The 23,548-nt window shown below is 63.3% G+C and carries 22 protein-coding genes and 1 tRNA gene; 14 read left to right on the top strand and 9 right to left on the bottom strand.

Features of this window, described 5'->3' with window-relative positions:
• Positions 1 to 17: 17 nt before the first annotated feature.
• Together rsmD and coaD are read left to right on the top strand one after the other, a co-directional pair.
• Positions 18 to 665 (top strand): 16S rRNA (guanine(966)-N(2))-methyltransferase RsmD, encoded by a 648-nt coding sequence (rsmD, locus tag EKO19_RS38005; RefSeq protein ID WP_129782664.1) that lies wholly within the window; start codon positions 18 to 20, stop codon positions 663 to 665.
• Positions 662 to 1,156, top strand: a complete 495-nt coding sequence (gene coaD, locus EKO19_RS38000) for a pantetheine-phosphate adenylyltransferase (RefSeq protein WP_129782663.1) — start codon at positions 662 to 664, stop codon at positions 1,154 to 1,156. The genes rsmD and coaD overlap by 4 nt, the downstream gene beginning before the upstream one ends.
• A 222-nt stretch (positions 1,157 to 1,378) precedes the next feature.
• On the opposite strand, the gene mutM is transcribed toward coaD, so the two are convergent.
• Positions 1,379 to 2,194, bottom strand: coding sequence for a bifunctional DNA-formamidopyrimidine glycosylase/DNA-(apurinic or apyrimidinic site) lyase (mutM, locus tag EKO19_RS37995; RefSeq protein ID WP_129782662.1), 816 nt, complete (start codon positions 2,192 to 2,194; stop codon positions 1,379 to 1,381).
• 160 nt (positions 2,195 to 2,354) lie between these two features.
• On the opposite strand from mutM, the gene EKO19_RS37990 reads away from it, so the two are divergent.
• Entirely contained in the window at positions 2,355 to 3,545 is a 1,191-nt protein-coding gene (locus EKO19_RS37990; protein WP_217705860.1) for a DesA family fatty acid desaturase, read from the top strand.
• A 135-nt stretch (positions 3,546 to 3,680) separates the two neighbouring features.
• On the opposite strand, the gene rpmG is transcribed toward EKO19_RS37990, so the two are convergent.
• The 3 genes from rpmG to radC all read right to left on the bottom strand — a co-directional run bounded on the left by rpmG (position 3,681) and on the right by radC (position 4,905).
• Positions 3,681 to 3,836 (bottom strand): 50S ribosomal protein L33, encoded by a 156-nt coding sequence (rpmG, locus tag EKO19_RS37985; RefSeq protein WP_129641833.1) that lies wholly within the window; start codon positions 3,834 to 3,836, stop codon positions 3,681 to 3,683.
• Between the two features lie 16 nt (positions 3,837 to 3,852).
• Positions 3,853 to 4,089, bottom strand: coding sequence for a 50S ribosomal protein L28 (gene rpmB, locus EKO19_RS37980; protein WP_129782661.1), 237 nt, complete (start codon positions 4,087 to 4,089; stop codon positions 3,853 to 3,855).
• 141 nt (positions 4,090 to 4,230) lie between these two features.
• Positions 4,231 to 4,905, bottom strand: coding sequence for a RadC family protein (radC, locus tag EKO19_RS37975; RefSeq protein WP_129782660.1), 675 nt, complete (start codon positions 4,903 to 4,905; stop codon positions 4,231 to 4,233).
• 226 nt (positions 4,906 to 5,131) lie between these two features.
• On the opposite strand from radC, the gene coaBC reads away from it, so the two are divergent.
• Entirely contained in the window at positions 5,132 to 6,382 is a 1,251-nt protein-coding gene (gene coaBC / locus EKO19_RS37970) for a bifunctional phosphopantothenoylcysteine decarboxylase/phosphopantothenate--cysteine ligase CoaBC (RefSeq protein WP_129782659.1), read from the top strand.
• The gene (dut, locus tag EKO19_RS37965) at positions 6,372 to 6,860 is read left to right on the top strand and encodes a dUTP diphosphatase (RefSeq protein WP_129782658.1); all 489 of its coding nucleotides are present in this window, start codon (positions 6,372 to 6,374) and stop codon (positions 6,858 to 6,860) included. The genes coaBC and dut overlap by 11 nt, the downstream gene beginning before the upstream one ends.
• A gap of 10 nt (positions 6,861 to 6,870) precedes the next feature.
• On the opposite strand, the gene EKO19_RS37960 is transcribed toward dut, so the two are convergent.
• Positions 6,871 to 7,518, bottom strand: a complete 648-nt coding sequence (locus tag EKO19_RS37960; RefSeq protein WP_129782657.1) for a DUF4124 domain-containing protein — start codon at positions 7,516 to 7,518, stop codon at positions 6,871 to 6,873.
• A 102-nt stretch (positions 7,519 to 7,620) separates the two neighbouring features.
• Positions 7,621 to 8,253: an orotate phosphoribosyltransferase gene (pyrE, locus tag EKO19_RS37955; RefSeq protein ID WP_129782656.1), complete on the bottom strand. Its 633-nt coding sequence runs from the start codon at positions 8,251 to 8,253 to the stop codon at positions 7,621 to 7,623.
• A 104-nt stretch (positions 8,254 to 8,357) separates the two neighbouring features.
• Between pyrE and EKO19_RS37950 the strand changes: the two genes are divergently transcribed.
• Positions 8,358 to 9,638 (top strand): AmpG family muropeptide MFS transporter, encoded by a 1,281-nt coding sequence (locus EKO19_RS37950; protein ID WP_129782655.1) that lies wholly within the window; start codon positions 8,358 to 8,360, stop codon positions 9,636 to 9,638.
• Positions 9,639 to 9,674: 36 nt separating this feature from the next.
• Here the strand turns inward: EKO19_RS37950 and EKO19_RS37945 are convergent, their stop codons facing one another.
• The 3 genes from EKO19_RS37945 to EKO19_RS37935 all read right to left on the bottom strand — a co-directional run bounded on the left by EKO19_RS37945 (position 9,675) and on the right by EKO19_RS37935 (position 11,856).
• Entirely contained in the window at positions 9,675 to 10,007 is a 333-nt protein-coding gene (locus tag EKO19_RS37945; protein ID WP_129782654.1) for a DUF6763 family protein, read from the bottom strand.
• Positions 10,008 to 10,216: 209 nt separating this feature from the next.
• Positions 10,217 to 10,957 (bottom strand): tRNA (guanosine(46)-N7)-methyltransferase TrmB, encoded by a 741-nt coding sequence (gene trmB, locus EKO19_RS37940; protein ID WP_129782653.1) that lies wholly within the window; start codon positions 10,955 to 10,957, stop codon positions 10,217 to 10,219.
• Positions 10,954 to 11,856 carry a LysR family transcriptional regulator gene (locus EKO19_RS37935; protein ID WP_217705858.1) on the bottom strand — a complete coding sequence of 301 codons (903 nt, stop codon included), beginning with the start codon at positions 11,854 to 11,856 and terminating at the stop codon, positions 10,954 to 10,956. Before EKO19_RS37935 ends, trmB begins: the two co-directional genes overlap by 4 nt.
• 91 nt (positions 11,857 to 11,947) lie before the next feature.
• Between EKO19_RS37935 and EKO19_RS37930 the strand changes: the two genes are divergently transcribed.
• From EKO19_RS37930 to EKO19_RS37895, 8 genes are all read left to right on the top strand, one after another.
• Positions 11,948 to 12,023: transfer RNA gene (locus EKO19_RS37930), tRNA-Gly, on the top strand.
• Between the two features lie 124 nt (positions 12,024 to 12,147).
• The gene (locus tag EKO19_RS37925; protein ID WP_129782652.1) at positions 12,148 to 13,977 is read left to right on the top strand and encodes a DUF885 domain-containing protein; all 1,830 of its coding nucleotides are present in this window, start codon (positions 12,148 to 12,150) and stop codon (positions 13,975 to 13,977) included.
• A gap of 42 nt (positions 13,978 to 14,019) precedes the next feature.
• Positions 14,020 to 14,793 carry an exodeoxyribonuclease III gene (gene xth / locus EKO19_RS37920; protein ID WP_129782651.1) on the top strand — a complete coding sequence of 258 codons (774 nt, stop codon included), beginning with the start codon at positions 14,020 to 14,022 and terminating at the stop codon, positions 14,791 to 14,793.
• Between the two features lie 77 nt (positions 14,794 to 14,870).
• A complete protein-coding gene (locus EKO19_RS37915; RefSeq protein ID WP_129782650.1) occupies positions 14,871 to 15,425 on the top strand; it encodes an RNA polymerase sigma factor in 555 nt (184 codons plus the stop codon).
• On the top strand, positions 15,422 to 16,456 hold the full coding sequence (locus tag EKO19_RS37910) for a FecR family protein (RefSeq protein ID WP_129782649.1): 1,035 nt from the start codon (positions 15,422 to 15,424) through the stop codon (positions 16,454 to 16,456). Before EKO19_RS37915 ends, EKO19_RS37910 begins: the two co-directional genes overlap by 4 nt.
• 81 nt (positions 16,457 to 16,537) lie before the next feature.
• Entirely contained in the window at positions 16,538 to 19,150 is a 2,613-nt protein-coding gene (locus EKO19_RS37905; RefSeq protein ID WP_129782648.1) for a TonB-dependent receptor, read from the top strand.
• 4 nt (positions 19,151 to 19,154) lie between these two features.
• Positions 19,155 to 21,131, top strand: a complete 1,977-nt coding sequence (locus EKO19_RS37900; protein ID WP_175597352.1) for a S9 family peptidase — start codon at positions 19,155 to 19,157, stop codon at positions 21,129 to 21,131.
• Between the two features lie 112 nt (positions 21,132 to 21,243).
• Positions 21,244 to 23,214: a PQQ-dependent sugar dehydrogenase gene (locus EKO19_RS37895; protein ID WP_129782646.1), complete on the top strand. Its 1,971-nt coding sequence runs from the start codon at positions 21,244 to 21,246 to the stop codon at positions 23,212 to 23,214.
• The last annotated feature ends 334 nt before the right edge of the window (positions 23,215 to 23,548 follow it).

Raw genomic sequence — 23,548 nt, 5'->3', positions numbered from 1 at the left:
TATCATCCGCCGCGCACATGGCCAGAGCCCCCAGCAATCGCCGCCCCGTCGGCAAATCCACCGCCCCGGCGGGCAACTCGCCGCCGAACCGCCTGCGCATCGTCGGTGGGCGCTGGCGCGGCAGGGTGATCGACTTTCCAGCCATCGATGCGATCCGTCCGTCGCCGGATCGGGTCCGCGAAACACTCTTCAACTGGTTGCAGCAGGACATCTCAGGCGCGCGCTGCCTGGATTTGTTCGCCGGCAGCGGCGCTTTGGGCATCGAAGCGCTGTCGCGCGGCGCCTCGGCGGTGACATTTGTAGACCGCGAGCCGAGGGTCGGCCGTCATTTGACACAAACCCTGGAGCGACTCGGCGCAACCGGCGCGACGGTGCAGACCGAGGACGCGACCCGTTTCCTGGAGCGAACGCCGCAGCCCTTCGAGCTGATTTTTCTGGATCCGCCGTTCGCTTCGACGCTGTTGCAGGCGGTATTCAGCAAATTACCGCAAGGTTGGCTGGCGCCCGAAGCGCACATCTACGTCGAATGCCCCGCTGACAGCCCGATTCCGCCGTTGGCGCCAGGCTGGTCCGTGTACCGTTCCAAGCAGGCCGGTCAGGTCGGCTATCATCTGCTGCGAGTCACGACGGCTCGCATCCGTTCCGCTGAAGAGGTTTTGCCATGACCGGCGCCATGTATCCCGGCACCTTCGACCCGATCACCAATGGCCACTACGACCTGGTGCGTCGAGCCGCCGGCATTTTCGATCGCGTCGTGGTCGCGGTCGCCGCCAATCCGGGCAAGGCCCCGTTGTTCACGCTGGAAGAGCGCGTCGAGCTGGCGCGCGAAGTGCTGCACGATATTCCCAATGTCGAGATCACCGGTTACTCCGGGCTCACGGTCGAGTTCGCTCGACAGCATGGCTTGGGCGTGGTGGTGCGTGGCTTGCGGGCGGTGTCGGACTTCGAGTTCGAATTTCAGCTCGCGACCATGAGCCGGCATCTGTCGGATAAGGTGGACTATGTGTTCCTGACGCCCACCGAGCAGTTCAATTTCATTTCTTCCACCCTGGTGCGCGAGATCGCCAGTCTCGGCGGCAACGTCGCGCAGTTCGTTCATCCCAAAGTCGAGGCCGCCCTGCAGCGCGCCTGGGCCAAGCGCCGCGCGCAGCAGTAGTCGTCTCGCCGTTGCGCGCGTCGTCAAAGGCCGTTCGACGTCGACCGCGCTCGCGGCGGCATCGTCGCCAGGCGTGAGACGTTCAATGCCGGCAGACAACGCTGAAGAAATACGGCGCCACGCATAAAACAAAACCCATCGGACTCCCCTGCAAGTAGAGACTGATCGAGTTTGATTCACGGGGATTCGCTTGCAGGCGCGGTCCCGTCAGAGACCCAAGCGCTATTTCTGGCACTGAGGACAGAAGTACGTCGAGCGCTGCCCCTGCACGAAGTGTTTGATCGGCGTCTTGCACACTCGACACGGATCTTTCGTCCTCTCGTACACATACAACTTCTGGCGGAAGTACCCGGGATTCCCCTCGGGGTTGATGTAATCGCGCAGTGTGGTGCCGCCGGCCCGGATCGCGTCGCTCAATACATCTTTGATCGATTTCACCAACGCATCGAACTCGGGCCGTTTCAGTCGCCCCGCGGCTCGGCGCGGGCGCACGCCGGCGCGAAACAGCGCTTCGCTCGCGTAGATGTTGCCCACGCCGACAACTACCTGGCCATTCATGATCAGCTGTTTGATGGCGACACTGCGCCCCTTCGCGGCCCGCGCCAGATACTCGCCACTGAACTCCTCCGAGAGCGGTTCAGGCGCCAGCGGTTTCAGCAGCTTGTGGTCGAGCGGATCGCCATCGGCCCACAGCAGGCTGCCAAAACGTCGCGGATCGTTGAAGCGCAGGCACTGCCCGGTATCGATCACGATGTCGACGTGATCGTGGGTCGACGGCGGCGTGGTGGCGGGCAGCACTCGCAGGCTCCCTGACATGCCGAGATGCAGGATCATGCTGCCGCGCTCGAGATCGAACACCAGATACTTGGCGCGTCGTCGCAGCTGAACCACGCGCTGGCCGGCCGCCAGTTCAGGCAGCTGTTTCGGTATCCGCCAGCGCAATCGTGGCTCTCGCACGATGACTTTCTTGATGACGTGTCCCACGACCGAGGATTCGATGCCTCGGCGGGTGGTTTCTACTTCAGGCAGTTCAGGCATGACAGTCTTGAAAGGTGCCCATTCAGCATCACCTTAGCGGTAGCCGGCACGCCGTCGCCGCTCAGGGATTTGCTCATTTGTGGGGGCTTTCGGGCTCCGTTATAGTCCGGCGGCGTATTTTTCCAATCCTATAAGCTTTGTGGCCTTTGCAGGGGCACCCGTGAACCTAGATTTCCTGTACGGTGTTTTCAACCTCAGCTTCTGGGGTTATGTGCTGGTGACCTTCGTGCTGATCCAGATCACGTTCATGGGCGTGACCCTGTATCTGCACCGGGATGCCTGTCATCGCAGCCTCGATCTGCATCCGGCGCTGCGCCAGTTCTTCCGCTTCTGGCTGTGGTTCACCTCAGGCATCGTCACCAAGGAATGGGTGGCCGTGCATCGCAAGCATCACGCCCGCTGCGAGACCCCGGACGATCCGCACAGCCCGGTCATCTTCGGCTTGAAGAAAGTGCTGCTGGAAGGCGCCGAGCTGTATCAGGCGGCGGCCCGCGATCCGCAAGTGACGGAGAAGTTCGGTCGCGGCACGCCCGACGACTGGATGGAGCGCAACGTCTACTTCAAGTACCGCAACGGCGGCATCGTGCTGCTGGTGATCACCGATCTGGTGCTGTTCGGTGTGCCGGGCATCATCATCATGGCGGCGCAGTTGATGGCCAATCCGCTGCTCGCGGCCGGCGTCGTCAACGGCGTGGGTCACTACTACGGCTATCGCAATTTCGAGTGCGCCGACGCGGCCCGCAACGTGATGCCCTGGGGCGTCCTGCTGGCCGGCGAAGAGCTCCACAACAATCATCATGCGTTCCCGAGCTCGGCGAAGTTCTCGGTGCAGCGCTGGGAGTTCGATATCGGCTGGCTCTACATCAGCGTGTTCAAGGCGCTGGGTCTGGCTCGCGTGCTGCGGACCGCGCCGGAGCCGGTGAAGGTCGAGCCGCGCGTGCATATCGATTTGGAGAACGTCCGTGCGGTGATCGTGAATCGCATGCACGTGCTGCGTGATTACACCCGCCACGTGACGTTGCCGGTGTTCCGCGAGGAGCTGCGTAATGCCGGTGGCGCGTTGAGCAGCCGGGTCCGCAAGTTGATGGTCCGTGAGCCCGCCTTGCTGGACGTGAATGCGAAGTCACACTTGAGCGAAGTGCTGGCGGCCAACCAGACGCTCAAGACCGTCCACGAATTCCGCGAGCGCCTGGCCGTGATGTGGAGCGGGGCGAACATGAGCAACGAGAAGCTCATTCAGCACCTGCGGGAGCTGATCGCGCAGGCCGAGGCCAGCCGTATCAAGGTGCTCCAGGACTTCGCCAGCACCCTGCGCAGCTACTCGATGCCGCTGCAGCCTCACGCCGCCTGACCGGCTCCTGCCGCCAACCTTTAGAGCCCGCCGCATGGCGGGCTTTTATTTTGTGCGCCCAAAAGCAAAAGGCCCACCAGAGGTGGGCCTTCGCCGATTCGAAAGCTGTGGCCCGCCGCCAGCGGACCGACGCGCTTACTTGATCTTCGCTTCCTTGTAGGCCACGTGCTTGCGGGCCTTCGGGTCGAACTTGCGCACTTCCATCTTGTCCGGATGCAGGCGCTTGTTCTTGGTGGTGGTGTAGTAGTGGCCGGTGCCGGCAGTGGACACGAGCTTGATCTTTTCGCGCATGGCTGGCTCCTACCGGTTAGACCGCGACGCCTTTGGCGCGCAGTTCGGCAACGACGACTTCGATGCCCTTCTTCTCGATGGTGCGCAGGCCGCGGGTGGACACGCGGAGGCTGACGAACTTGCGCTCGCTCTCGACCCAGAAACGCTGCACGTGCAGGTTGGGGAGGAAGCGGCGGCGACGCTTGTTGTTGGCGTGTGACACGGTGTTACCGGTCATCGGCCCTTTGCCGGTGATCTGACAGACTCTGGACATGGCGGAGTACCTAATCTGAAGCCGAACCGGTACCCATGACTACTCTGGGGCCGGGGGCCTAAAAACGAGTCGCGCTTTATACCAGCCGGCGCGGGCTTAGGGAAGCCGTCGGCGCCCCGAAAATGCCTGAAAGGCGTTTCGTTACAGCCAGCCACGCTCGGCAAACGACTCGCATACCCCGTCCCCGACCACCAGATGGTCCAAAACCTTGATATCCACCAGCGCCAGCGCGTCCTTGAGCCGCACCGTAATGTTCCGGTCCGACGGGCTGGGCTCGGCGATGCCGCTCGGATGGTTGTGCACCAGGATAAGCGCGGCAGCGTTGCGCGACAGGGCCAACCGAAGCACCTCCCGAGGATGAACGATCGCGCCGTCGATGGTCCCGCGGAACAGCTCCTCGAAGCTCAGCACCCGGTAGCGACAGTCCAGAAGCAGGCAACAGAACACCTCATAGGGCAGGTCCCGCAGCCTGATTTGCACAAACTCCCGGATTGCCTGCGGATTTTGCAGGGCCGAGCCGACCGTCATCAGTTCCTGGTAGTGCCGGCGGGTCAGTTCCAGCGCTGCCTGGAGCACCACGTAGCGGGCCGTACCGAAGCCGCGGGTCTTGCAGACCTTATCCCGGTCGGCGGTCAAAAAGCCGCGCAATGAGCCGAAATCAGCCAGCAGATCGCGCGCCACGTCCAGCGCACTCCGGCCGCGCACTCCCGCGCCTAAAAGGATGGCCAGCAATTCCGTCTCGCTCAGCGCCGGGGCCCCGATGGCCAACAGTTTTTCTCTCGGCCGATCGTGCTCCGGCCAGTCGCGTATCGACATTTCCTGATCTCCGCCAACGATCCGGGCACCGCGCCCGGGGTGGGCCAGTCTGGCCGCCGCCGGCCGCCCCGAGTGCTGGCGAATTGGGGGCTCTTTGGCCCGAAATACCCGACTTCTGGCGGGCAAGTTGCGCTAGGCAGGCCGCCGGCGCGCTATACCCGCGCGGAATGGCTCTATGCGACAGCGGCGTTTGCCGGGCTCCCGGGTCGCCCCCATAATCGGGTCCATGAGCTCGCAGCCTCGCAAAATTCTTCTGGGTGTCACGGGCGGTATCGCGGCCTACAAGAGCCCGGATCTGGTGCGCCGGCTGATCGACCAGGGCGCGGAGGTCCAGGTCGTGATGTCACGCGGGGCTCAGCAATTCGTCACGGCGCTCACCTTCCAAGCCGTCTCCGGCAGACCGGTGCGCGATGACTTGTGGGACGAGAGCGGCGAAGCGGCGATGGGGCACATCGAGCTGGCGCGCTGGGCCGACGAGGTCGTGATCGCGCCGGCCACGGCGGATTTCATTGCCAAGCTCACTCATGGATTCGCCGAAGACCTGCTGACGACGCTGTGTCTGGCCACGACCGCGCCGATCACCATCGCGCCGGCCATGAATCGTCAGATGTGGGCGAATCCCGCCACTCAAGCCAACGTTCGCATATTGAAAGAGCGCGGCGTGCGCGTGCTCGGCCCGGCAAGCGGCGAGCAGGCGTGCGGTGAAGTGGGTGTCGGGCGAATGCTCGAGCCGACGCAGATCGCGGCCGAAGTTTTCACGACGCGTGGTGGGGCCGGTCCGTTGCAAGGCCTGCGGGTCGTGGTCACCGCGGGTCCGACGCGTGAAAAGATCGATCCGGTGCGATTCATCAGCAACCGCAGCTCCGGCAAGATGGGTTATGCGGTCGCCGAAGCGGCCCGCGAAGCGGGCGCTCACGTCGTATTGGTGAGTGGTCCCGTGCAGATCCCGACGCCGCGCGGTGTCGAGCGCGTCGATGTGGAAAGCGCCGAACAAATGTTGAGCGCGGTTCAGACCAACGTCGCCGGCGCGGATATTTTCATCGCCGCGGCCGCGGTTTCGGACTATCGATGTCGTGAGATTGCCTGCGAGAAGATCAAGAAGACCAGCGACACGCTGAATCTCGCGCTGGCCCGGGCACCCGATGTGCTGGCCACGGTGTCTCGTAACGAATCGCGTCCGTTCCTGGTCGGCTTCGCGGCCGAGACCGAGCACGTCGAGCGCAACGCGCTGACCAAGCTCGCCAACAAGAACCTCGACATGATTGCCGCCAACAAAGTCGGCGACGGCCTGGCGTTCGACAAGGACGACAACGCGCTGACGGTGTATTGGAAGGACGGCAAACGCGAGCTGTCGCTCACCAGCAAGGCGGCCCTGGCGCGTCAGCTGGTGGAACTGATCGCCGAGCGCTATCGGGCGCGCGGCGAAACTCAAAACCAGAACTCAACGCCTGCTTTAACTGCCGCTCATGCCCGCTGATGGAACTTCCGGCGATGGCGCCTGCCGTCGCTTGCAGATTCGTGTGCTCGATCCCCGGATCGGTCGCGACTATCCCTTGCCTCAGTACGCGACCTCGGGTTCGGCGGGTGTGGACCTGCGCGCCTGTGTCGATGCGCCGCTGGAACTGAAGCCGGGCGATACGCAGCTCATTCCCTCGGGGATCGCGATTTACCTGCAGGATCCGGGCTATGCGGCCATCGTGCTGCCGCGTTCGGGGCTGGGTCACAAGCACGGTATCGTGCTGGGCAATCTGGTGGGCCTGATCGACTCGGACTATCAGGGGCAGATCTTCGTGTCGTGCTGGAATCGCGGCCAGAGCACTTTCACGATTCAGCCGGGCGAGCGCATCGCGCAGCTGGTAGTGGTGCCCGTGGTGCAGGTCGAGTTCGACGTGGTGAACGAATTCGTCGCCACCGAGCGTGGCGCCGGCGGCTTCGGCAGCTCCGGCCGCGGCTAGCCGCCCGGCATCAACGAATCCCTTTCAGTTCCTTGAAGCGCTTGATGTCGGCGCTGAAGCTGGACTTGAGCTGGGCCTGCTCGGCCAGGTTCTTCGCCATGGATTCCTGATACACCTTCATGCTGTTCACCGTGTTGACCATCTCCTCGGCGAGGTGGTCGGGCAACGGCAGCGCGTTGGGTTTTTCGTTGTAAGGCTTGAAGCGCGCGATCTGGGTTTCGAGCCGGCTCTGACGTTCGCGCAAGTTGGCGATCGTCTGCTCGGTGGCGCGGTTCTGCGCCACCAGCATATCGAGGCGTTGATCGCGCAGCCGCTCGATGTCTTCCACGCCCAGGTAGGTTTCCAGCAGCATGCGATCGCGCAGATCGCGCTCGGCTTTCAGCTTTCGTTCGTTGCCTTCGGAGACTTCGCGCGCCAGCCGGGCCGCTTTGGACCGGTCGCCCTCGATGACCCGGGTGACATTGCCGCTGGAGCTCAGCACCTCGGTGTCCTGGCCGACGCAGCCCGGCGGCATGCTGTCGCCGTAGAGCTGTTGCCCCTGCGCGTCCTTGCAACGGTAGTAGGCGTCGCTCTCCTTGTGCTTTTGCTTTTGCGCGGCGAAAGCGGTAACCGATGCGAGCGTCGCCGCGATGATCATCAGTATGCGAATCCCGCGCATCGGTGTGAATTTTTCCCCTGAGCCTGAATGGTTATTGTGCCGGAGGGCACCGTTGGGTCAACTTTGGACAATTCTGGTCACAGCGTAAGACCACGTATCACCTCAGTCGGAAATGCCATATTCGTTGCGGTAACGCTCGATTGCCGCCAGCTGTGTCGCATCTCCGCTGCTTTTCAGATACTCGATCAGATCGGTCAAGCGCAGGATGCTGCTGACCGGTAGCTGCAATGTCTGTTCCACTTCCTGAACGGCGGACAGCGCACCCTGGCCACGCTCCTGCCGGTCCAGGGCGAGCATGACCCCGACGGGCTGCGCCCCGGCGCCGCGGATGATATCGATAGCTTCGCGGATCGCCGTGCCCGCCGTGATTACGTCATCGACGATCAGCACCCGGCCGCGCAACGGCGCCCCCACGATATTGCCGCCTTCGCCGTGGGCCTTGGCTTCCTTGCGGTTGAAGGCCCAGGGAACATCGCGACCGTGCTGGTCATTGAGCGCGACCGCCGTGGTTGCCACCAGCGGAATGCCTTTGTAGGCGGGGCCGAACAGCACGTCGAACTCGATGCCGGCGCTGTGAATCGCCTGCGCGTAGGCCCGCCCCATCTCCGCCAGTGCCCGCCCCGAGTTGAACAGGCCGGAGTTGAAGAAGTACGGACTCACCCGGCCGGATTTGAGCTTGAATTCGCCGAAGCGGAGCACGCCGAGCTGCAGGCAGAGGTCGATGAATGAACGCATGCGAAAGATGGTAGTCGATTTGCGTTCGACATCGGACACGGATACGCCTGATTTCGTGACTCATGCGGTCAACGTACGGCGTGGGCCTTCTATAATCGCCCGCCATGAGCACAGTGGCAGCGAGTTCAGCACAGGCGCCGGCGGCGGCGAAACCGAAGTGGCGCGACATTCTGGCCAGTCCGAAGATGGTCGCCATCATGGTGCTCGGCGCCGCTTCGGGGTTTCCGAATCAGATCACCGAGAGCGCGCTGCAAGCCTGGCTGAAGGACAGCGGCGCGAGCCTGACCGACATCGGTCTCGCCTCCTACGTCGCACTGCCTTATCTGCTCAAGTTTCTGTGGGCACCGGCCATCGATCGCTATCCGCTGCCCTTGCTCGGCCGCCGGCGCGGCTGGGTCGTCCTCATGCAGCTCTTGCTGGCGCTGGCGATCGCACTGTTCGCGTTGCAGGACCCGTCGGTCTCGCTGATGCCGATCGCGGTGTGCGCGCTCGCCATCGTGTTCTTCTCGGCGACTCAGGACATCGCCATCGACGCTTATCGGACCGACGTCGCGCAACCGAATGAGCGTGGGCTGGCGGCCGCGGCCAATAACCTGGGTTATCGAACTTCTGCCTGGCTCGCGGCGGCCTTCGCGCTGGTGGTCGCGGACTACTTCGGATGGAAGCCGGCGTTTCTGATTCTCGCTGTCGTGATGGCAGCGTTCTGTTTCGGCACGCTGCTCGCACCCGAGCCGCACTATGAACATCAGCCCCCGCGCACACTGAAAGAATCGCTGGTCGTCCCGTTGCGAGAGCTGCTCGGCACGCCGAGCGCGATCGGTTTCATCTTCCTGGTGGTGCTGTTCAAGGTCGGCGACGCGTTCGCGCTGCGGCTGTTCACGCCGTTCATGATGGATGTGGGATTCAGCAAGACCGAGATCGCGCTGGTGTTGAAGGCGCTGTTCACGGCCAGTGCAGTGATCGGCGCGATTCTCGGCGGCGTCGCGATGGTGCGGCTGGGATTGCTGAAATCGATGCTGATCTTCGGCGCGCTGCAGGCGGCGTCGAACTTCCTGTACTACGCGTTGGCCCTGACGGGTAAAAGCTACCCGCTGATGATCGCGGCGGTGAGCATCGACAACGTCGCCGGAGCGATGGGCAACATCGCGTCGGTCGCGCTCATCATGGCGCTGTGTGACGTGCGCTACAGCGCGTTTCAATATGCGCTGTTGTCGGCAATCGCGATGACGCCGCGATATTTGCTCGGCGGCCCGGCCGGCTATCTGGCGGAACATGCCGGTTGGCCCATGTACTACGTCATCAGCGTGCTGCTGGCGTTGCCTGGCCTGGTGCTGGTGTGGCTGATGCGCGAGAAGATCAAACTGCTGGATCAGCCCCGCGCGTGAGCGCGGGCTGCATAAGAAACATCTCGAGGCGTCGGATCAGAGATCGCGCGGCGACGGCCACTCGGAATAACCCGAGGCTTCCGAGCGATCCAGGCTCATCAGCGGATCGGTCCAGGAACCGGTCGCGGTGATCTCCCGCTCGGAGTCATAGTCCTCGGGCTCGACATCGACCGAGCCGGTCCAGTCTTCGGGCGCCTGTGCCTCTTCGAAGTCCTGTTCTTCCCAAGCTTCCAGATCGAATTCTTCCAGGGTGCCGTCGAAGTGCTGTACTTCCACAGTGCCATCGTCGCGATCCACCGCGACCACTTCGATCAAGGTGCCATTGAAGCGGCGATACCAGTCACCCACCACGGGGCTCGGCGAAGTCATTGACCATCCTCCAGCAGGAGTGGGGAGCATCCTTGCGGAAGCATCCATGCGTCGGCAGACAAGCGCGTAAATGTCGAGGTTTCTTTTAGTCCTGCGCCGCGCTGGATTCAAGTGGGATTTTTTCTGCAAGGCATCAACCAAGTCACCCTCACGAGCGCGTGGTGTTTTGTGAGCAACGTGAATTTTTTGCTGGCGATACGAATGTGACTTTATTGTGATGGTGAGCCAACGCGTGTGTAGCTCAGGTCCCAGACACCGTGGCCCAGCCGATGGCCGCGCCGCTCGAAGCGTGTGAGCGGGCGCTCCTCGTTACGCTCGACGAAACCGGTATCGGGAGCGTCGTTGATGAACGACGTCGAGGCATCGATGACCTCGCGCATCTGCAGGGCGTAATGTTCCCAATCGGTGGCCAGCCTCAGTTTGCCGCCCGTTGCCAGCACTCGCGCCAGCAATTCCACCAGCTCGGGCTGGATCAGGCGACGCTTGTGATGACGTTTCTTGTGCCAGGGATCGGGAAAGAAAATATGGATCAGCTGGATGGCGCCGGGTGGCAGCTGTTGTTGTAACACCTCGACGGCGTCGTGACAGATGACCCGCAGATTCTTCAGCCCGGCATGCTCGGCGCCGAGCAACAAGTGACCGACGCCGGGTTTGTGGACTTCCACGCCGATGCAATCCAGCTCGGGATGCGCCTGCGCAAACGCCAGCAACGCTTCGCCTGCGCCGAAGCCGATCTCGAGCATGCGCGGTGCCTGACGGCCGAACGTTTGATCCAGATCAACCGGCTGCGCACTGAACTCCACGCCATAGCGCGGCCACAGCTCGGCCATGGCGCGCTCTTGAGCGACGGTTTGACGGCCGCCGCGGATCACAAAGCTACGGATGCTTCGACGCGACGGCGATGCCGCCGGGCTGTCTTCGGACGGGCCTTCTCTATCTTCCGGAGTCATTTCTGGACGGCGTGAGCTTGCAAATGGTCGTAAAGCGATTTGGCAGCGGAGTGCAGCGGCGCCCCGGTGCGAATACAAAGAAACAATTGCCGGTGCGCCCACGGATCGGTGAGCGGCACCGAGGTGAGGGACAGCGAGCGGATATAAACACTGGTTGCGGCCCGGGGCACGATGCTGACACCGAGCCCGGACGCAACCATTGCGCAGGCGGCGTCGAAACTCGTCACCTGCACGCGCCAGTTCAGCGAGCGGTCGGCTTCGGTTGCCGCGCGCGTCAGCAAACGATGCAACGAGCTGCCGGCGTGCAGGCCGACGAACGGTTGATCGATCAGCTCCACGAACGACAGCGAGCTGCGCTTCGCCAACGGGTGGTCGGGTTTCAACACCACCACCAGATCGTCGTTTCTGAAGGGCAGGGTGGTGAGGCCGTCGATGGCGGGCAGCTCGCTCACGATGCCGAGATCGGCGGAGTTGTCGGCGACCGCCGCGGCGATCGCCGAGCTCACGTGCTCTTCGAGATGCACGTGAATGTCGGGATGCCGTTTCGCGAACGAGGCCAGCGCGTCCGGCAGGAACTCAACGATGGCGGAGATGTTTGCAAACATCCGCACGTAGCCGCGCGTGCCCGAGGCATGACGGCGCATCTCATCGTCCAGCTGCGCCGCCTGATGCAACAGGACCCGGGCTCTTGCCAGCAGCGCATGGCCGGCCGCGGTCAGTTCGACGCCTTTCGCCCCGCGCAGCAGCAGCGGGCAGCCCAGATTGTCTTCCAGGTCGGAGACCCGCTTGCTCACCGCCGAAGCGACGGTGTGCGAACGTTCGGCAGCCCGCGCGATGCTGCCCGCGTCGGCGACGGCCACGAACAATTCCAGGTCACGTAAATCGAATCTCAGAGCCACGGACGGCAACGGCGGGGGATGAATGAGGGGCGGCAGTATACCGCCCGCGCCAATTGATCGGGGCGGGCGCACCCCCTAGAATCGAGCCAACGCGGGTGTAGCTCAGTTGGTAGAGCACAAGTTTCCCAAACTTGAGGTCGCGGGTTCGAGACCCGTCGCCCGCTCCAGATTCCAGCCCGTCGGGCGCTCGCCCGACGGCGCCTGGGCCATAAGCACACCTCACCCTGCCGCAAGCCTTACGGCGCTCGCCGCCGCAGGCCAGCTTTATTTTGTCAGAGGGATAGTCTGCCGATGACCGCCAGCCGTCGCGATTTTCTAGTGGGGACCGGTGCCGCTCTGGCCTTGGCCAATCTGCCCGCGAGCGTTCGGGCCAACGCTGCGTCCAGCGCCGACCAGGCCGCCGAGGCGCTGCTCGCCGAGCTGGCCGAAGAGCTGATGGTCGACTATCCCGAAAGCGCGACGGGCCTGGGCATCGATAGCGGGCCGCGCGCGCCGCTGAAGTCGAAGCTGACGGATCGCTCGGCCGAGGGTCAGCGCGCCATCGCGCAACGGGTCGCGAAACGCTTGCAGCGGCTGAAGGCCATCGACACTTCGACTCTGAGCGACGCGACTCGCGTCGATGTGGACGTCATGCGCACCTCGCATGAGTTCGCCAGCGAAGGCTTCGCCTTTCCTTATGGCGATGTTGCCACCCTGAATCAGAACTGGTCGTACCGGAACGCGCCTTATGTGGTCGCGCAGAACACCGGTGCGTTCCTGGAAATCCCGAGTCTGCTGGACACGCGCCACACGGTGGAATCGCCGGCGGATGCCGATGCCTATCTGTCCCGGCTCGAAGCCTATGCGGGACAGATCGAAGGCGAGACCGGCCGGTTGCACTCGGCCGCCGCGCAAGGCGTGATCGCACCGGACTTCCTGCTGGACAAGACGCTCAAGCAATTGCGCATGGCCGGCGGTGGCAACATTGCCGAATGGTCGCTGGTCACGTCGCTGGCGAACCGGGCCAAGGCCATGAAAGGCGACTACGCGGCCAAGGCCACGAAGATCGCGAAAGACAAGATCCAGCCCGCGCTCCAGCGTCAGCTCACCGAACTGGAAGCTCAGCGCAAGAAGGCCACCAGCGACGCAGGCGTGTGGAAGCTGCCACGCGGTGATGAGTACTACGCTTGGGCGTTGAGCGCGGGCACGACGACGCGCATGACGCCGGAGCAGATTCATCAACTCGGCCAGGAAGAATTGCGCGCGCTGCAGTCCGAAATGGATGTGATCCTGAAAGCACAGGGCCTCACCCAAGGAACCGTCGGCGAGCGCATGACCGCGCTCGGCAAGCAGGAACGTTTCCTGTTCCCGGACAACGACAAGGGTCGCGAGCAGATCATGACGCTGCTTCACGATCGCGTGGCGGACATGCGCAAGCGATTGCCGCGCGCCTTCGCAACGCTGGTGCCGGGCAATCTCGAGATCCAGCGCATGGCGCCGGAAGTGGAGCCGGGCGCGCCGGGTGCCTACGGCGGCGCCGGCACGATCGACGGCAAGGTGCCGGGCAAGTTCTGGATCAATCTGCACACGACCAAGCTGTGGACCACATATGCGTTGCCGACGCTGACGTATCACGAGTCCATTCCCGGTCACGTGTGGCAGGGCGAATATACATTCAAGCTGCCGCTGTTCCGCTCACTGCTGGCGTTCAATGCGTTCGCCGAGGGTTGGGCGCTATACGCCGAACAGCTGGCGTCGGAGCTCGGCGTTTACGACAACGATCCGTTCGGCCGGCTGGGTTATCTGCAGTCCATCGCATTTCGTGCGTGTCGTCTGGTGGTCGATACTGGCTTGCATGCGAAACGCTGGACGCGACAGCAAGCCATCGAGTGGTTTGCGCGCACCAACGGCTCGGGGATCGACGAAGTCTCCAGCGAGGTCGATCGTTATTGCGCGTGGCCGGGACAGGCCTGCGGTTACAAAGTGGGTCACAGCGAGATCAACCGGCTGCGCAAGAAGGCGCAGGCGTCGCTCGGCAACAAGTTCGACTTCCGCAAGTTCAATGACGCGGTGGTGATGGGCGGCGACGTGCCGATGGTGGTTCTGGCACGTAACATCGACGCGTTCATTGCGAAGGGTTGATTTCGAAAGGGCCTCGGCCGCTTTCGATGAGAGAACACAGACATGCGGATTGCCACTTATAACGTCAACAGCGTTCATGCCCGCTTGCCCAGCCTGCAGCGCTGGCTGCAGGAAACATCGCCCGACGTGGCCTGTCTGCAGGAGCTGAAGACGCCGTCGGAGAAATTCCCCGAAGCGGCCATTCGTGAGCTGGGCTACGGCGTGATCTGGCACGGTCAGAAGAGTTACAACGGCGTGGCCATTCTCAGCAAAGGCTGCGAGCCCACCGAGATCCGGCGCGCGTTGCCGGGCGATCCGGAAGATTCGCACAGCCGTTATATCGAGGCGGTGGTGCGCGACGTGGTCATCGGATGTTTGTATCTGCCCAACGGCAATCCGGCGCCGGGCGAGAAGTTCGATTACAAACTGCGCTGGCTCGAGCGCCTGCGAGTGCATGCCGCCGAGCTGATCGGCAGCGGCAATGCCGTCGTGCTGGCCGGCGACTACAACGTCATTCCCACCGGCAACGATGTTTACAAGCCCGAGCGCTGGGTCGACGACGCGCTGTTCCGGGTCGAGACGCGCGAGGCGTTCGGCCGCATCGTCGAGCAAGGCTGGGTGGATGCGATCCGGCATCTGCATCCGGACGCAACGATTTATACCTTCTGGGATTATTTCCGGAACGCCTACGGCCGCGACGCCGGTCTGCGCATCGATCATCTGCTGTTGAACGCGCCGGCATTGCAGCGGCTCAAGGCCGGCGGGGTCGATCGCGACGTGCGCGGCTGGGAGAAGCCGAGCGATCACGCGCCCACCTGGATCGAGCTGGCGGACTGAGCGGCGCGCTTGCTCCCGAGCCAGCCGCGGCTCTAAGCTCGGCGCCAAACTATCGCCGAAAGCTTTTCCTGGCCTCGATGTTTCGCTGGCGCAAACAAGTCGCTGTTGCCGATCCCGCTGCCTCCGACGCGGGCGATTCGGTGCAATTCCTGGTGCACCTGGACCGGCGCTATCGCCGTCCCTTGACCAGCTATTTCGAAAAGCGCATTCGCGAAAGCTACGACATCGACGACCTGGTGCAGGAAGTCTTTATCCGGCTGGCGCACCGGCCCAACTTCTCGGACATCGAGTATCTGGAGGGTTATGTCTTCCAGGTCGCGGCCAATGTGATTCGCGACCGGGTCCGTCGCCGGGCCGTGCGGCATGCCTCGGATCACGATCCGATCGACCATTGCGACCTTCCCACTAACGATTTTTCGCCGGAGCGCGTCTTACAGGGCAGGCAGCTGCTCGATCGGGCGCTCGGCTCCTTGCTCGAGCTGCCGGCGCGCACCCGCCAGGTGTTCGTGTTACGTCTGTACGAAGGTATGAAACAGGAGGAGATCGCAGCCAGCCTGCAGATCAGTGTCGAGACAGTGCGTTTTCATTTGCGGCGTGCCAAGGAACACATGGCGCGGGGGTTGGACAAGTGAGCACGGAACCGCTCCACGACGATGCATACGCCGCGGCCGCGGATTGGCACACTCGTCTGGATGAGGACGATTCGGCGCAGGCTTACGCCGAGTTCGACGCATGGGTCGCGGCTGATCCGCGTAACAAAGCGGCGTTCGAGGCTGTCGAGCGCTCGTGGGGCGCGCTTGCGTCGGCCCGCGTGGATGCGCGCGTCTTGAAACTGCGTCGTGAGGCGTTGAGCGCGACTCACCGCGTGCGCTTCTTCCGATTCGCTGCGGCTGCTGCGGTAGTCGGCGTGGCAGTCGCAATTGCGTATCTGGTCAATCCTTTGTTCAAGGATGACCCCGCTGCGCGTCCGGCCAGCATCATGGGCACGACGACCGAGGGCGGCGCGTTTCGTACTGCTGTCGGCGAACGCTCAAATATCACGCTGTCGGATGGTTCCTCCGTGGTGTTGAATACCAACAGCCGGGTCGAAATCCGCTTCACGCCGGAACAGCGCAACGTGCGGCTGCTCGCGGGCCAGGCGTGGTTTCAGGTTGCGAAGAATCCCAACCGTCCGTTCGTGGTGGAAGCCGGCAATCGTCGCGTGACTGCGCTGGGCACCGCGTTCGATGTGCGGCTCGACAGTCGCGATTCGGTGCAGGTCACGCTGGCTGAAGGTAAGGTGTCGGTCGAGCCCATTCTGTCGCCGCTGGCGCGATTGATCAGCACGCCGCCGATGCCGGAGCTGCTCGTGGCCGGTGAAGCATTGATCTCCTCGGACGATGCGCCTGCCGAGAAGCGTAAGGCGGACGTGGCGAAGGTGCTGAGCTGGCGTCAAGGCCAGGTCGTGTTCGACAACGACACGCTCGAAGCAGCCATCGCCGAAATCAATCGTTACTCTGCGACGCGCATCGAGCTGGCCGACCCGGCGCTGGGACAACTGCGCGTCAGCGGCGTGTTCAAGGCGGGATACAGCGAGAGCTTCGTCGAGACCGTCACCGGTCATTACCCATTGCGGATCGCCAGCCGCGACGACACTCGCATCCTGCTGAGGGGCGCGCAGTAACCCCGTGGACATTCCCGCTTAACACTTTTGCAGCGGCCTGCGTCTTACTGGTTACACAACACCAGAAAGGGGAGTAGGTTCATGCAGATCAAGGCTGCGGCTCGTCCGCATCTGAAGGCTATCATTGCTTGCGTGCTGGCCGCCGCAGGCGGTGCCCCGAGCCTGTCGCAGGCCGTGGCCGCGAACCGCGTCGAGCCGCGCACTTTCAATATCGAAGCGCAGGACCTGGGCAGCGCGCTCAAGGCGTTCGCGTTCCAGAGCAATCGCGAAATCTTTTTCGCGCCCGAGTTGACCCAGGGCAAGCTGACCCATGGCGTGGTCGGCCGCTTCGACGACCTGGATGCGCTGAAGAAAATTCTGGCCGATACGGGTCTGACTTACAGCGTCACGGATTCCAACGCGATCCTGGTGCGCGACATGTCGAATGTGACATCGCGTCCGACGTCCGATTCGCCGAGCGGCCCTGCTGTTCGTCTGATGCTTGCTCAGGCCGAGCCGCCGCCCGCGCCCGCTCGCAGCACTGCTGCGGCGTCTGGTCCTGGTGGTGCCGCCGAACCTACCGAATCACTCTACGAAGTGATCGTCACCGCGACCAAACGTCCCGAGCGTGCTCGTGACATCGCAGGCTCGGTGTCCGCGATGTCGGGCCAGCAGCTCGAAGCGATCGGCGCGCAGAGCTTCCAGGACTATCTGTCCCGCACGCCGGGCGTGGTGTTCAACGCCGGTCCGCTCGGTGACTCGACCGCCATCATTCGCGGCGTCGGCACGTCGGTGGGCAAGGATCAGGGTCAGGGCCCCACCGGTTATTACATCAACGAAATTCCGCTGACCGAGCCGGGCTATGCCATCGCGATTCCTGACGTCGACTCGTTCGATGTGGAGCGTGTTGAAGTCTTGCGCGGGCCGCAGGGCACGTTGTTCGGTTCCTCGGCACTGGGTGGCGCGATCAACTACGTGGCCCGCGAAGCGAGCACCGATGGTTTCGACGCGGCGGTCCAAACGTCCGCCGGCAGCACGCATCACAGCGATGGCAACACCAACTATTCCGCGAAGGGCATGCTCAATGTGCCGCTGAGCGATTCGTTTGCGATTCGCGGCGTGGCTTACTATCGAACCGACGCGGGCTACCTCGACAATATCGGCACCGGTCGTAAAGCGACCAACGAACAGAGCGACAAGGGCGGACGATTCTCCGCGGTGTGGATGCCGGCCGAGGGCAGCAAGATCTCGCTGCTCAGCCTCTACGACAAGAACCGCACGCCCGACTTCGGCTATCGTTATCCGGATCTCGGCGAGTTCACGCGCGACACGCTGATTAACGAGCCTGTGGAATACGAGCTGCAGTTGCACAGCCTGCGCGTCGACCAGGATGTCGGCTTCGCGACGCTGACCGCGCTGGTGGGCTACAGCGAAAAGAAGCGCAACCTGACCAACGATTTCACCACCTTCTACAGCGTATTGCCGCGGATCGACGCCGATACGCCGGGTGAAGTACTGCCGAACCCGACGCCGTATCAGGACACCGGCAAAAGCCTGAACCGCAGCTACGAGCTGCGTCTGGCGTCGCCGAAGGGCGAGAAGTTCGATTATCTCATCGGCGTGATGGGCACATCGACGGACAAGACCTTCAAGGACTACATCACTTCCGAAGGGTCGTACGAAATCCTCTCGGTCCGTCGCGCTCAGTCGGATCTGCGTGGCGACATGTTCTACTGGGGCGTCAGCAAGATCGAGGGCGAGGAAAAGGCCATCTTCGGCGAAGCCAACTATCGGTTCGCCGAGCAGTGGACGCTGACCTTCGGCGGCCGCTGGTTCGACACTGAGGTCAGCAGCGACGCGACCTACTACGGTGTGTTGTATCCCGGCTCGTTCTCCCTGCCGCACGGCCATCAGACTCAGGACGGTTTTGCGCCAAAGCTGTCGCTGGCGTGGCGCCGCGATGACGACCTGATGGTATACGGCCTCGCGTCGAAGGGTTATCGCTTCGGCAACCCGAATACGAACGCTCCGCTGGAGGGCTTCAATACGCCGGCCGGCTGGAAGACCGATTCATTGTGGAACTACGAAGTCGGCGTGCGCGCCAGCGCGTTCGATCGCCGTTTGCAACTGGACCTCACGGCGTTCGTGATCGACTGGAGCGATCTGCAGGTGCGCCTGTACCGTCCGGACAATTTCACCTACGGCACCAACGCGGGTAAGGCGCGCAACGTCGGCCAGGAATTCAGCGGGCTGTGGCGCGTGACGGATGCATTCGATCTCTCACTGAATCTCACGCACCTGGATGCGAGGCTCACGCAGACCGTCATCAGCTATACCACCGTGAACGGCCAGCAGGTCCCCAACGTAATTCTGCGAGACGGTCAACAGTTGCCGGGTTCGTCCGAGTGGCAGATCTCGGCGATGGCGATTGCACGCTTGCCGGCCTCGTGGGAGCCGACGATCACGTTGGCGCATCGTTATCTCTCGGACGCGCCGCAGTCGCTGCAGACGCCGGACCTGCGCATCAACGGCTACGGTCAGACGGATCTGCGCCTCAGCGGTCAGTTCGCGAGCGTCGGTGTGACTGCGTTCGTAAACAATGTGACCGACAAGCGCGGGGTAACGTTCGGTTATGACGACTTCGGCCTGGGCGTGCAGGACTTCATCATTCGTCCGCGCACCATCGGTGTGTCGCTCGACTGGAAGATGCGCTGAGCCCGTGAACTCATTGGTTCGCGTCGTCGGGCTATCGGTACTGCTGACGGCGGTTGCGCAAGCCGCATCGCCGTCGGCGGCTCCGCAACGTATCGAGCCGGTCGACATCGTCGATCTGCGCGAAGTCACCGATCCGCAGATCTCACCCGACGGCAAATCGATCGTGTACTCGGTGCTGCGCCGGGTGTCCGGTGCGGAACACGACGATACGAGTCTGTGGCTGGTGCCGGCCGATGGCAGCAAACCGGAACGCGCGCTGGTCATCGGCGCAGGCGAGTCGGGCAACGCGCGCTGGGCGCCCGACAGCCGACGAATCGCGTTTCTCTCCAGTCGCGCGAGTCCACTGGACCCGGGCAAGCACAGTCGACAATTGTGGTTGCTTTCTCTCGACGGCGGCGAAGCTCAGCCGCTGACCAAGATCGACGGCGACATCGCCGACTTCCGCTGGTCGCCCGATGGTCGACGCATTGCCTTCCTTGCGGCGGATTCGCTCTCTACCGATGTTCGCGCGCGGATTGCGCTTCGTCAGGATGCGATCGAAGTCGATGCCAATCCACAGAGGCAGCGCGTGTGGATCTACGATTTGAGCTCGCGTGCGGCAGAGCGGGTCACTCCAGAAAACATTCATGTGAGCATGCTGTCGTGGTCGCCAGATGGCGCCCGGCTGGCACTGCGCACCGCTCAGACCCCTGACATCAATGCGCATTGGTATCGCTCCGATCTGGCGATTCTCGATCTCGCCGAGAAACGTTTGAACCCGCCGATCGCCAGGCGCGCCGCTGCTATCGCGCCGGCGTGGTCGCCGGATGGGCAACGACTCGCTTACTCGGAGATTTACGACGACGGCATCGGCGCCGAGCCGCGTATCCATGACTTCCGTTCTGGCAAAGTCACGAACTGCGGCGAGAGCTATCCCGGTTTGCTGGGCGAGATGCGGTGGAACAACGACGGACGAGCATTACTCGTTCACAAGTTCGAGAACACACGCACCGGCTTCGCCCAGCTCGACGCGAGCAACTGCGAAATCAAACATGTCGCCGACGCGCTCTACGTCGGCCCGTATGGCTTCAGCGCGAGCGCGGATGGAAAAACCATCGCATACGTTGGCAGCGCCTTCCATCAGCCGCCCGAAGTGTGGGTCATGTCGGGCAAGACGCAGAAGGCTGTTACGAGAACCAACCCGCAGACCGCATCGTGGCAGCTCGGCGAGGCGCGTGAGATCTCCTGGACCGCGACGACCGACGGCAAAGCGATTTATGGCGTGCTCGTCACACCGCCGGGCTACGTGCAAGGAACGCCGGTGAAGACGGTCGTGCAGATTCACGGCGGCCCCGAGTGGGCGTGGTGGTCGGGCTGGCTCGGTTCGTGGCATGAATGGGCACAGATGCTGGCGTCCCACGGCTACGCCGTGTTCCTGCCGAATCCACGCGGCTCCGATGGGCAGGGCACTGCATTTGCCAAAGCCGCCAAGGGCGATTGGGGCGGCGGCGATTATCAGGATGTGATCGATGGCGTCGATGCGTTGATCAAACAGCGGATCGTCGAGCCATCGCGTCTGGGCATTGGCGGCTGGAGTTATGGCGGCTTCATGTCCGCCTGGGCGGTCACTCATGGCGATCGCTTCAAGGCTGCCATCGTCGGCGCGGCGCCGCTCGACGTGGCCGCCATGGGCTTGACGACCGATACCCCCGACTTCATCACCGGCTACTTCGGCGACCCCTTCGCCAATCACGCGCAGCTCGACGCCCACTCCCCCATCCGCTTCCTGGACAAGGTCCAGGGCGCCGTCCTGATTCTCCACGGCGAACAGGACACCCGCGTGCCCATCGACCTGGGCGAACAGATGTATGTGGGCATGCGCTACCTGAACAAGCCGGTGACCATGATCCGCTATCCCCGCGAGCCGCATTGGATGCACGAATACGAGCACCACAAGGATGTGCTGACCCGCGTACTCGCCTGGTTCGACGCCAACCTTTGATCAGGCGGCCGCGGCCGCCGTGATAATTTTCCTGTCGCGGGGGATCTCCGGCCGCACCGCTCGCGTTACGCCCTGAGCCGCTTCTTATAACAAGCGAGGGACGGGGACTCGATTGAGCGACGCGCATCCGCCTCTGTGGCAGCGCCTGGCGTGGTACGCCTGTGGCGCGCTCGTTTTGCTGTTGCTCCCCGTGTTGAAGTACGCGGAGTTGTGGGGATCGCTGCAACGGCCGCAAAAGCTGGCGCTGCTGGTGGCGCTCGGCGCGTTTGGCACGGCGTGTTTGCTGTCGCTGTTGCTGGATCGCATCGCCAGCTGGCCGACCGCCGGCAAGGCGCTGATCCGCTCGTTCGCGGTGTTGAGTTTGTTTCTGATCGCCGCGGCCGCCGTATCCATTTCCCTGCCGCGCTTTTTGCTGATTCCCCTGGTCGTGGTCCTGGCCGTCGCCGTGCCACTGGCGATCAGCCCGCTGAACCTGCGGCGAATTCCCGTGGCGGCGATCGCCGTTGCCGTCGGTGCGCTGGCGGTTTACGCATTCGGCAATGTCGATAACCCGGCCGAGGTCGCTCACACCACGCGCGAGGCGTACTTCTCAACGGCGTTCTATCCACTGCGCGCGACCATCAGAGAAGGCTGGATTCCCGAGCCTGCCACGCGCGGCGGCGGCTTGACCCTGGTTGGCGATCGGGTGCTGCTCGGTACTGGCGACGGACATCTCTATCTCATCGACGCGCCCGCTGCGCGCGATGGTTTCAAAGTCACTGAGCTCGCGACTCAGGTGCCGGCGAATCGTGAAGAGTTCGCGAAGGCGATGGGCGGCTCGTCGAGACAACCGAAGCGGTCCATGGACTGGCGCGAGGCCGGTCCGCCGAAAGTGCAAACGTGGCGCTTCCGCGTGGCTGATGTGGTCGCGGGCGTGGAGGGCGACAATGTGCACGTCTTCGCTTCGCATCACTATTGGAATGCGAAGGACGAATGTTTCGTCGCGCGCGTGTCGGAGCTGACGGCGCCGCTGGCCACTTTCGAGCAGAGCGTCGCCAAGGCGCAGTGGTCGACCGTGTTCGAGACGACGCCCTGTGTGCCGCTCAAGGGGCCGGATCGTAAGCGAGGCAAGAATCCGTTCCGAGGCGAGGAGATCGGTGGCGAGTTGTTGCTGCTGGAAGGAAACAAACTGCTGCTGACGGTGGGCGACTCGGGTTTCTCCGGCATCGAATCGACCCAGATCTTCGCGCAGGACCCGGCGACGGATTTCGGCAAGACGATCCTGATCGATCTGGCCACGCGCCAGCATCGAGTCTTCTCCATGGGTCACCGCAATCCGCAAGGGATCACGCGCTCACGCGATGGCAAGCTGTGGCTGACGGAGCACGGCGAGCAGGGCGGCGACGAGCTCAATCTGTTACAGGACCAGACCAACTACGGCTGGCCCAATGTGACTTACGGTACCGAGTACGGCACGAACCTCTGGCCCCGCAACCAACATCAAGGCCAGCACGTCGGCTATCAACAGCCGACGATGGCGTGGGTGCCCAGTATTGGCGTCTGTGACATTGCCGCTCTCAATGGCGAGCTGTTCCCGATCTGGCAGGACAACCTGCTGGTGGGCTCGCTGTCGAGCCGCTCGCTCTATCGACTGGTGGTGGTCGAGGACCGGGTCGTCGTGCAGGAACCGATCGCGCTGGACAAGCGAGTGCGTGACATCCTGCAGATGCCGGATGGTCGAATCATGATCTGGAGCGATGACTGGGCCCTCACGACGCTGGAGCCGGCGACTACGCAGAATGGCGCGAGTTTGTTTGCGACCCAGTGTCTGGGATGTCATACCGTGACGGATGGAATGACGCATCGGATCGGGCCGGATTTGTTTGGGGTCGTCGGGCGGCGCATTGCCGATGCCAAGGGCTACGACGAATATTCGGTGGCGATGAAGGCGCAGGCAGGAGAGTGGGATGCGGAGCGCCTCGATAAGTTTCTAGCGCAGCCCGCGGCTGTCGTGCCCGGGACGTCGATGGCGTTCCCCGGGGTGCCTGATGCGGAGCATCGGAAGGCGATCGTCGAGTATTTGCGGGGGCAGGATAAGAGCTGATTCGGCGGTCCGTGGTGTCTACTTCCAGCGTTGTTCTGAGGCGTTGGTGGTCTGCGTCGCAGCGGTCTGTCTACTTCCACTGTTGCTGCCGGAAGCGCGGTGGTCCGCGTCGCGGGGGATGTTTACTTCGGCCGTTGCCGTCGGATTCGGAGGCGTCGGTGGTTCGCGTCGCCGGGGGATGTTTACTTCGGGCGTTGCCGGAGTTCGGAGGCGTCTGTGGTCTGCGTCGCCGGGAGTGACCTACCTCGTCCCGGCACCGGGCGCCGCCCGTCGCGCAGTGCGCTCCTTGGCGCACGTCCATGGTGAGCCCTGCTGTTGCGGCCCCGTCCCTGTG

It is taken from the genome of Peristeroidobacter soli, assembly GCF_004138485.1.
Lineage (GTDB): Bacteria > Pseudomonadota > Gammaproteobacteria > Steroidobacterales > Steroidobacteraceae > Steroidobacter > Steroidobacter soli.
This window is presented reverse-complemented; position numbering and strand designations above follow the sequence as displayed.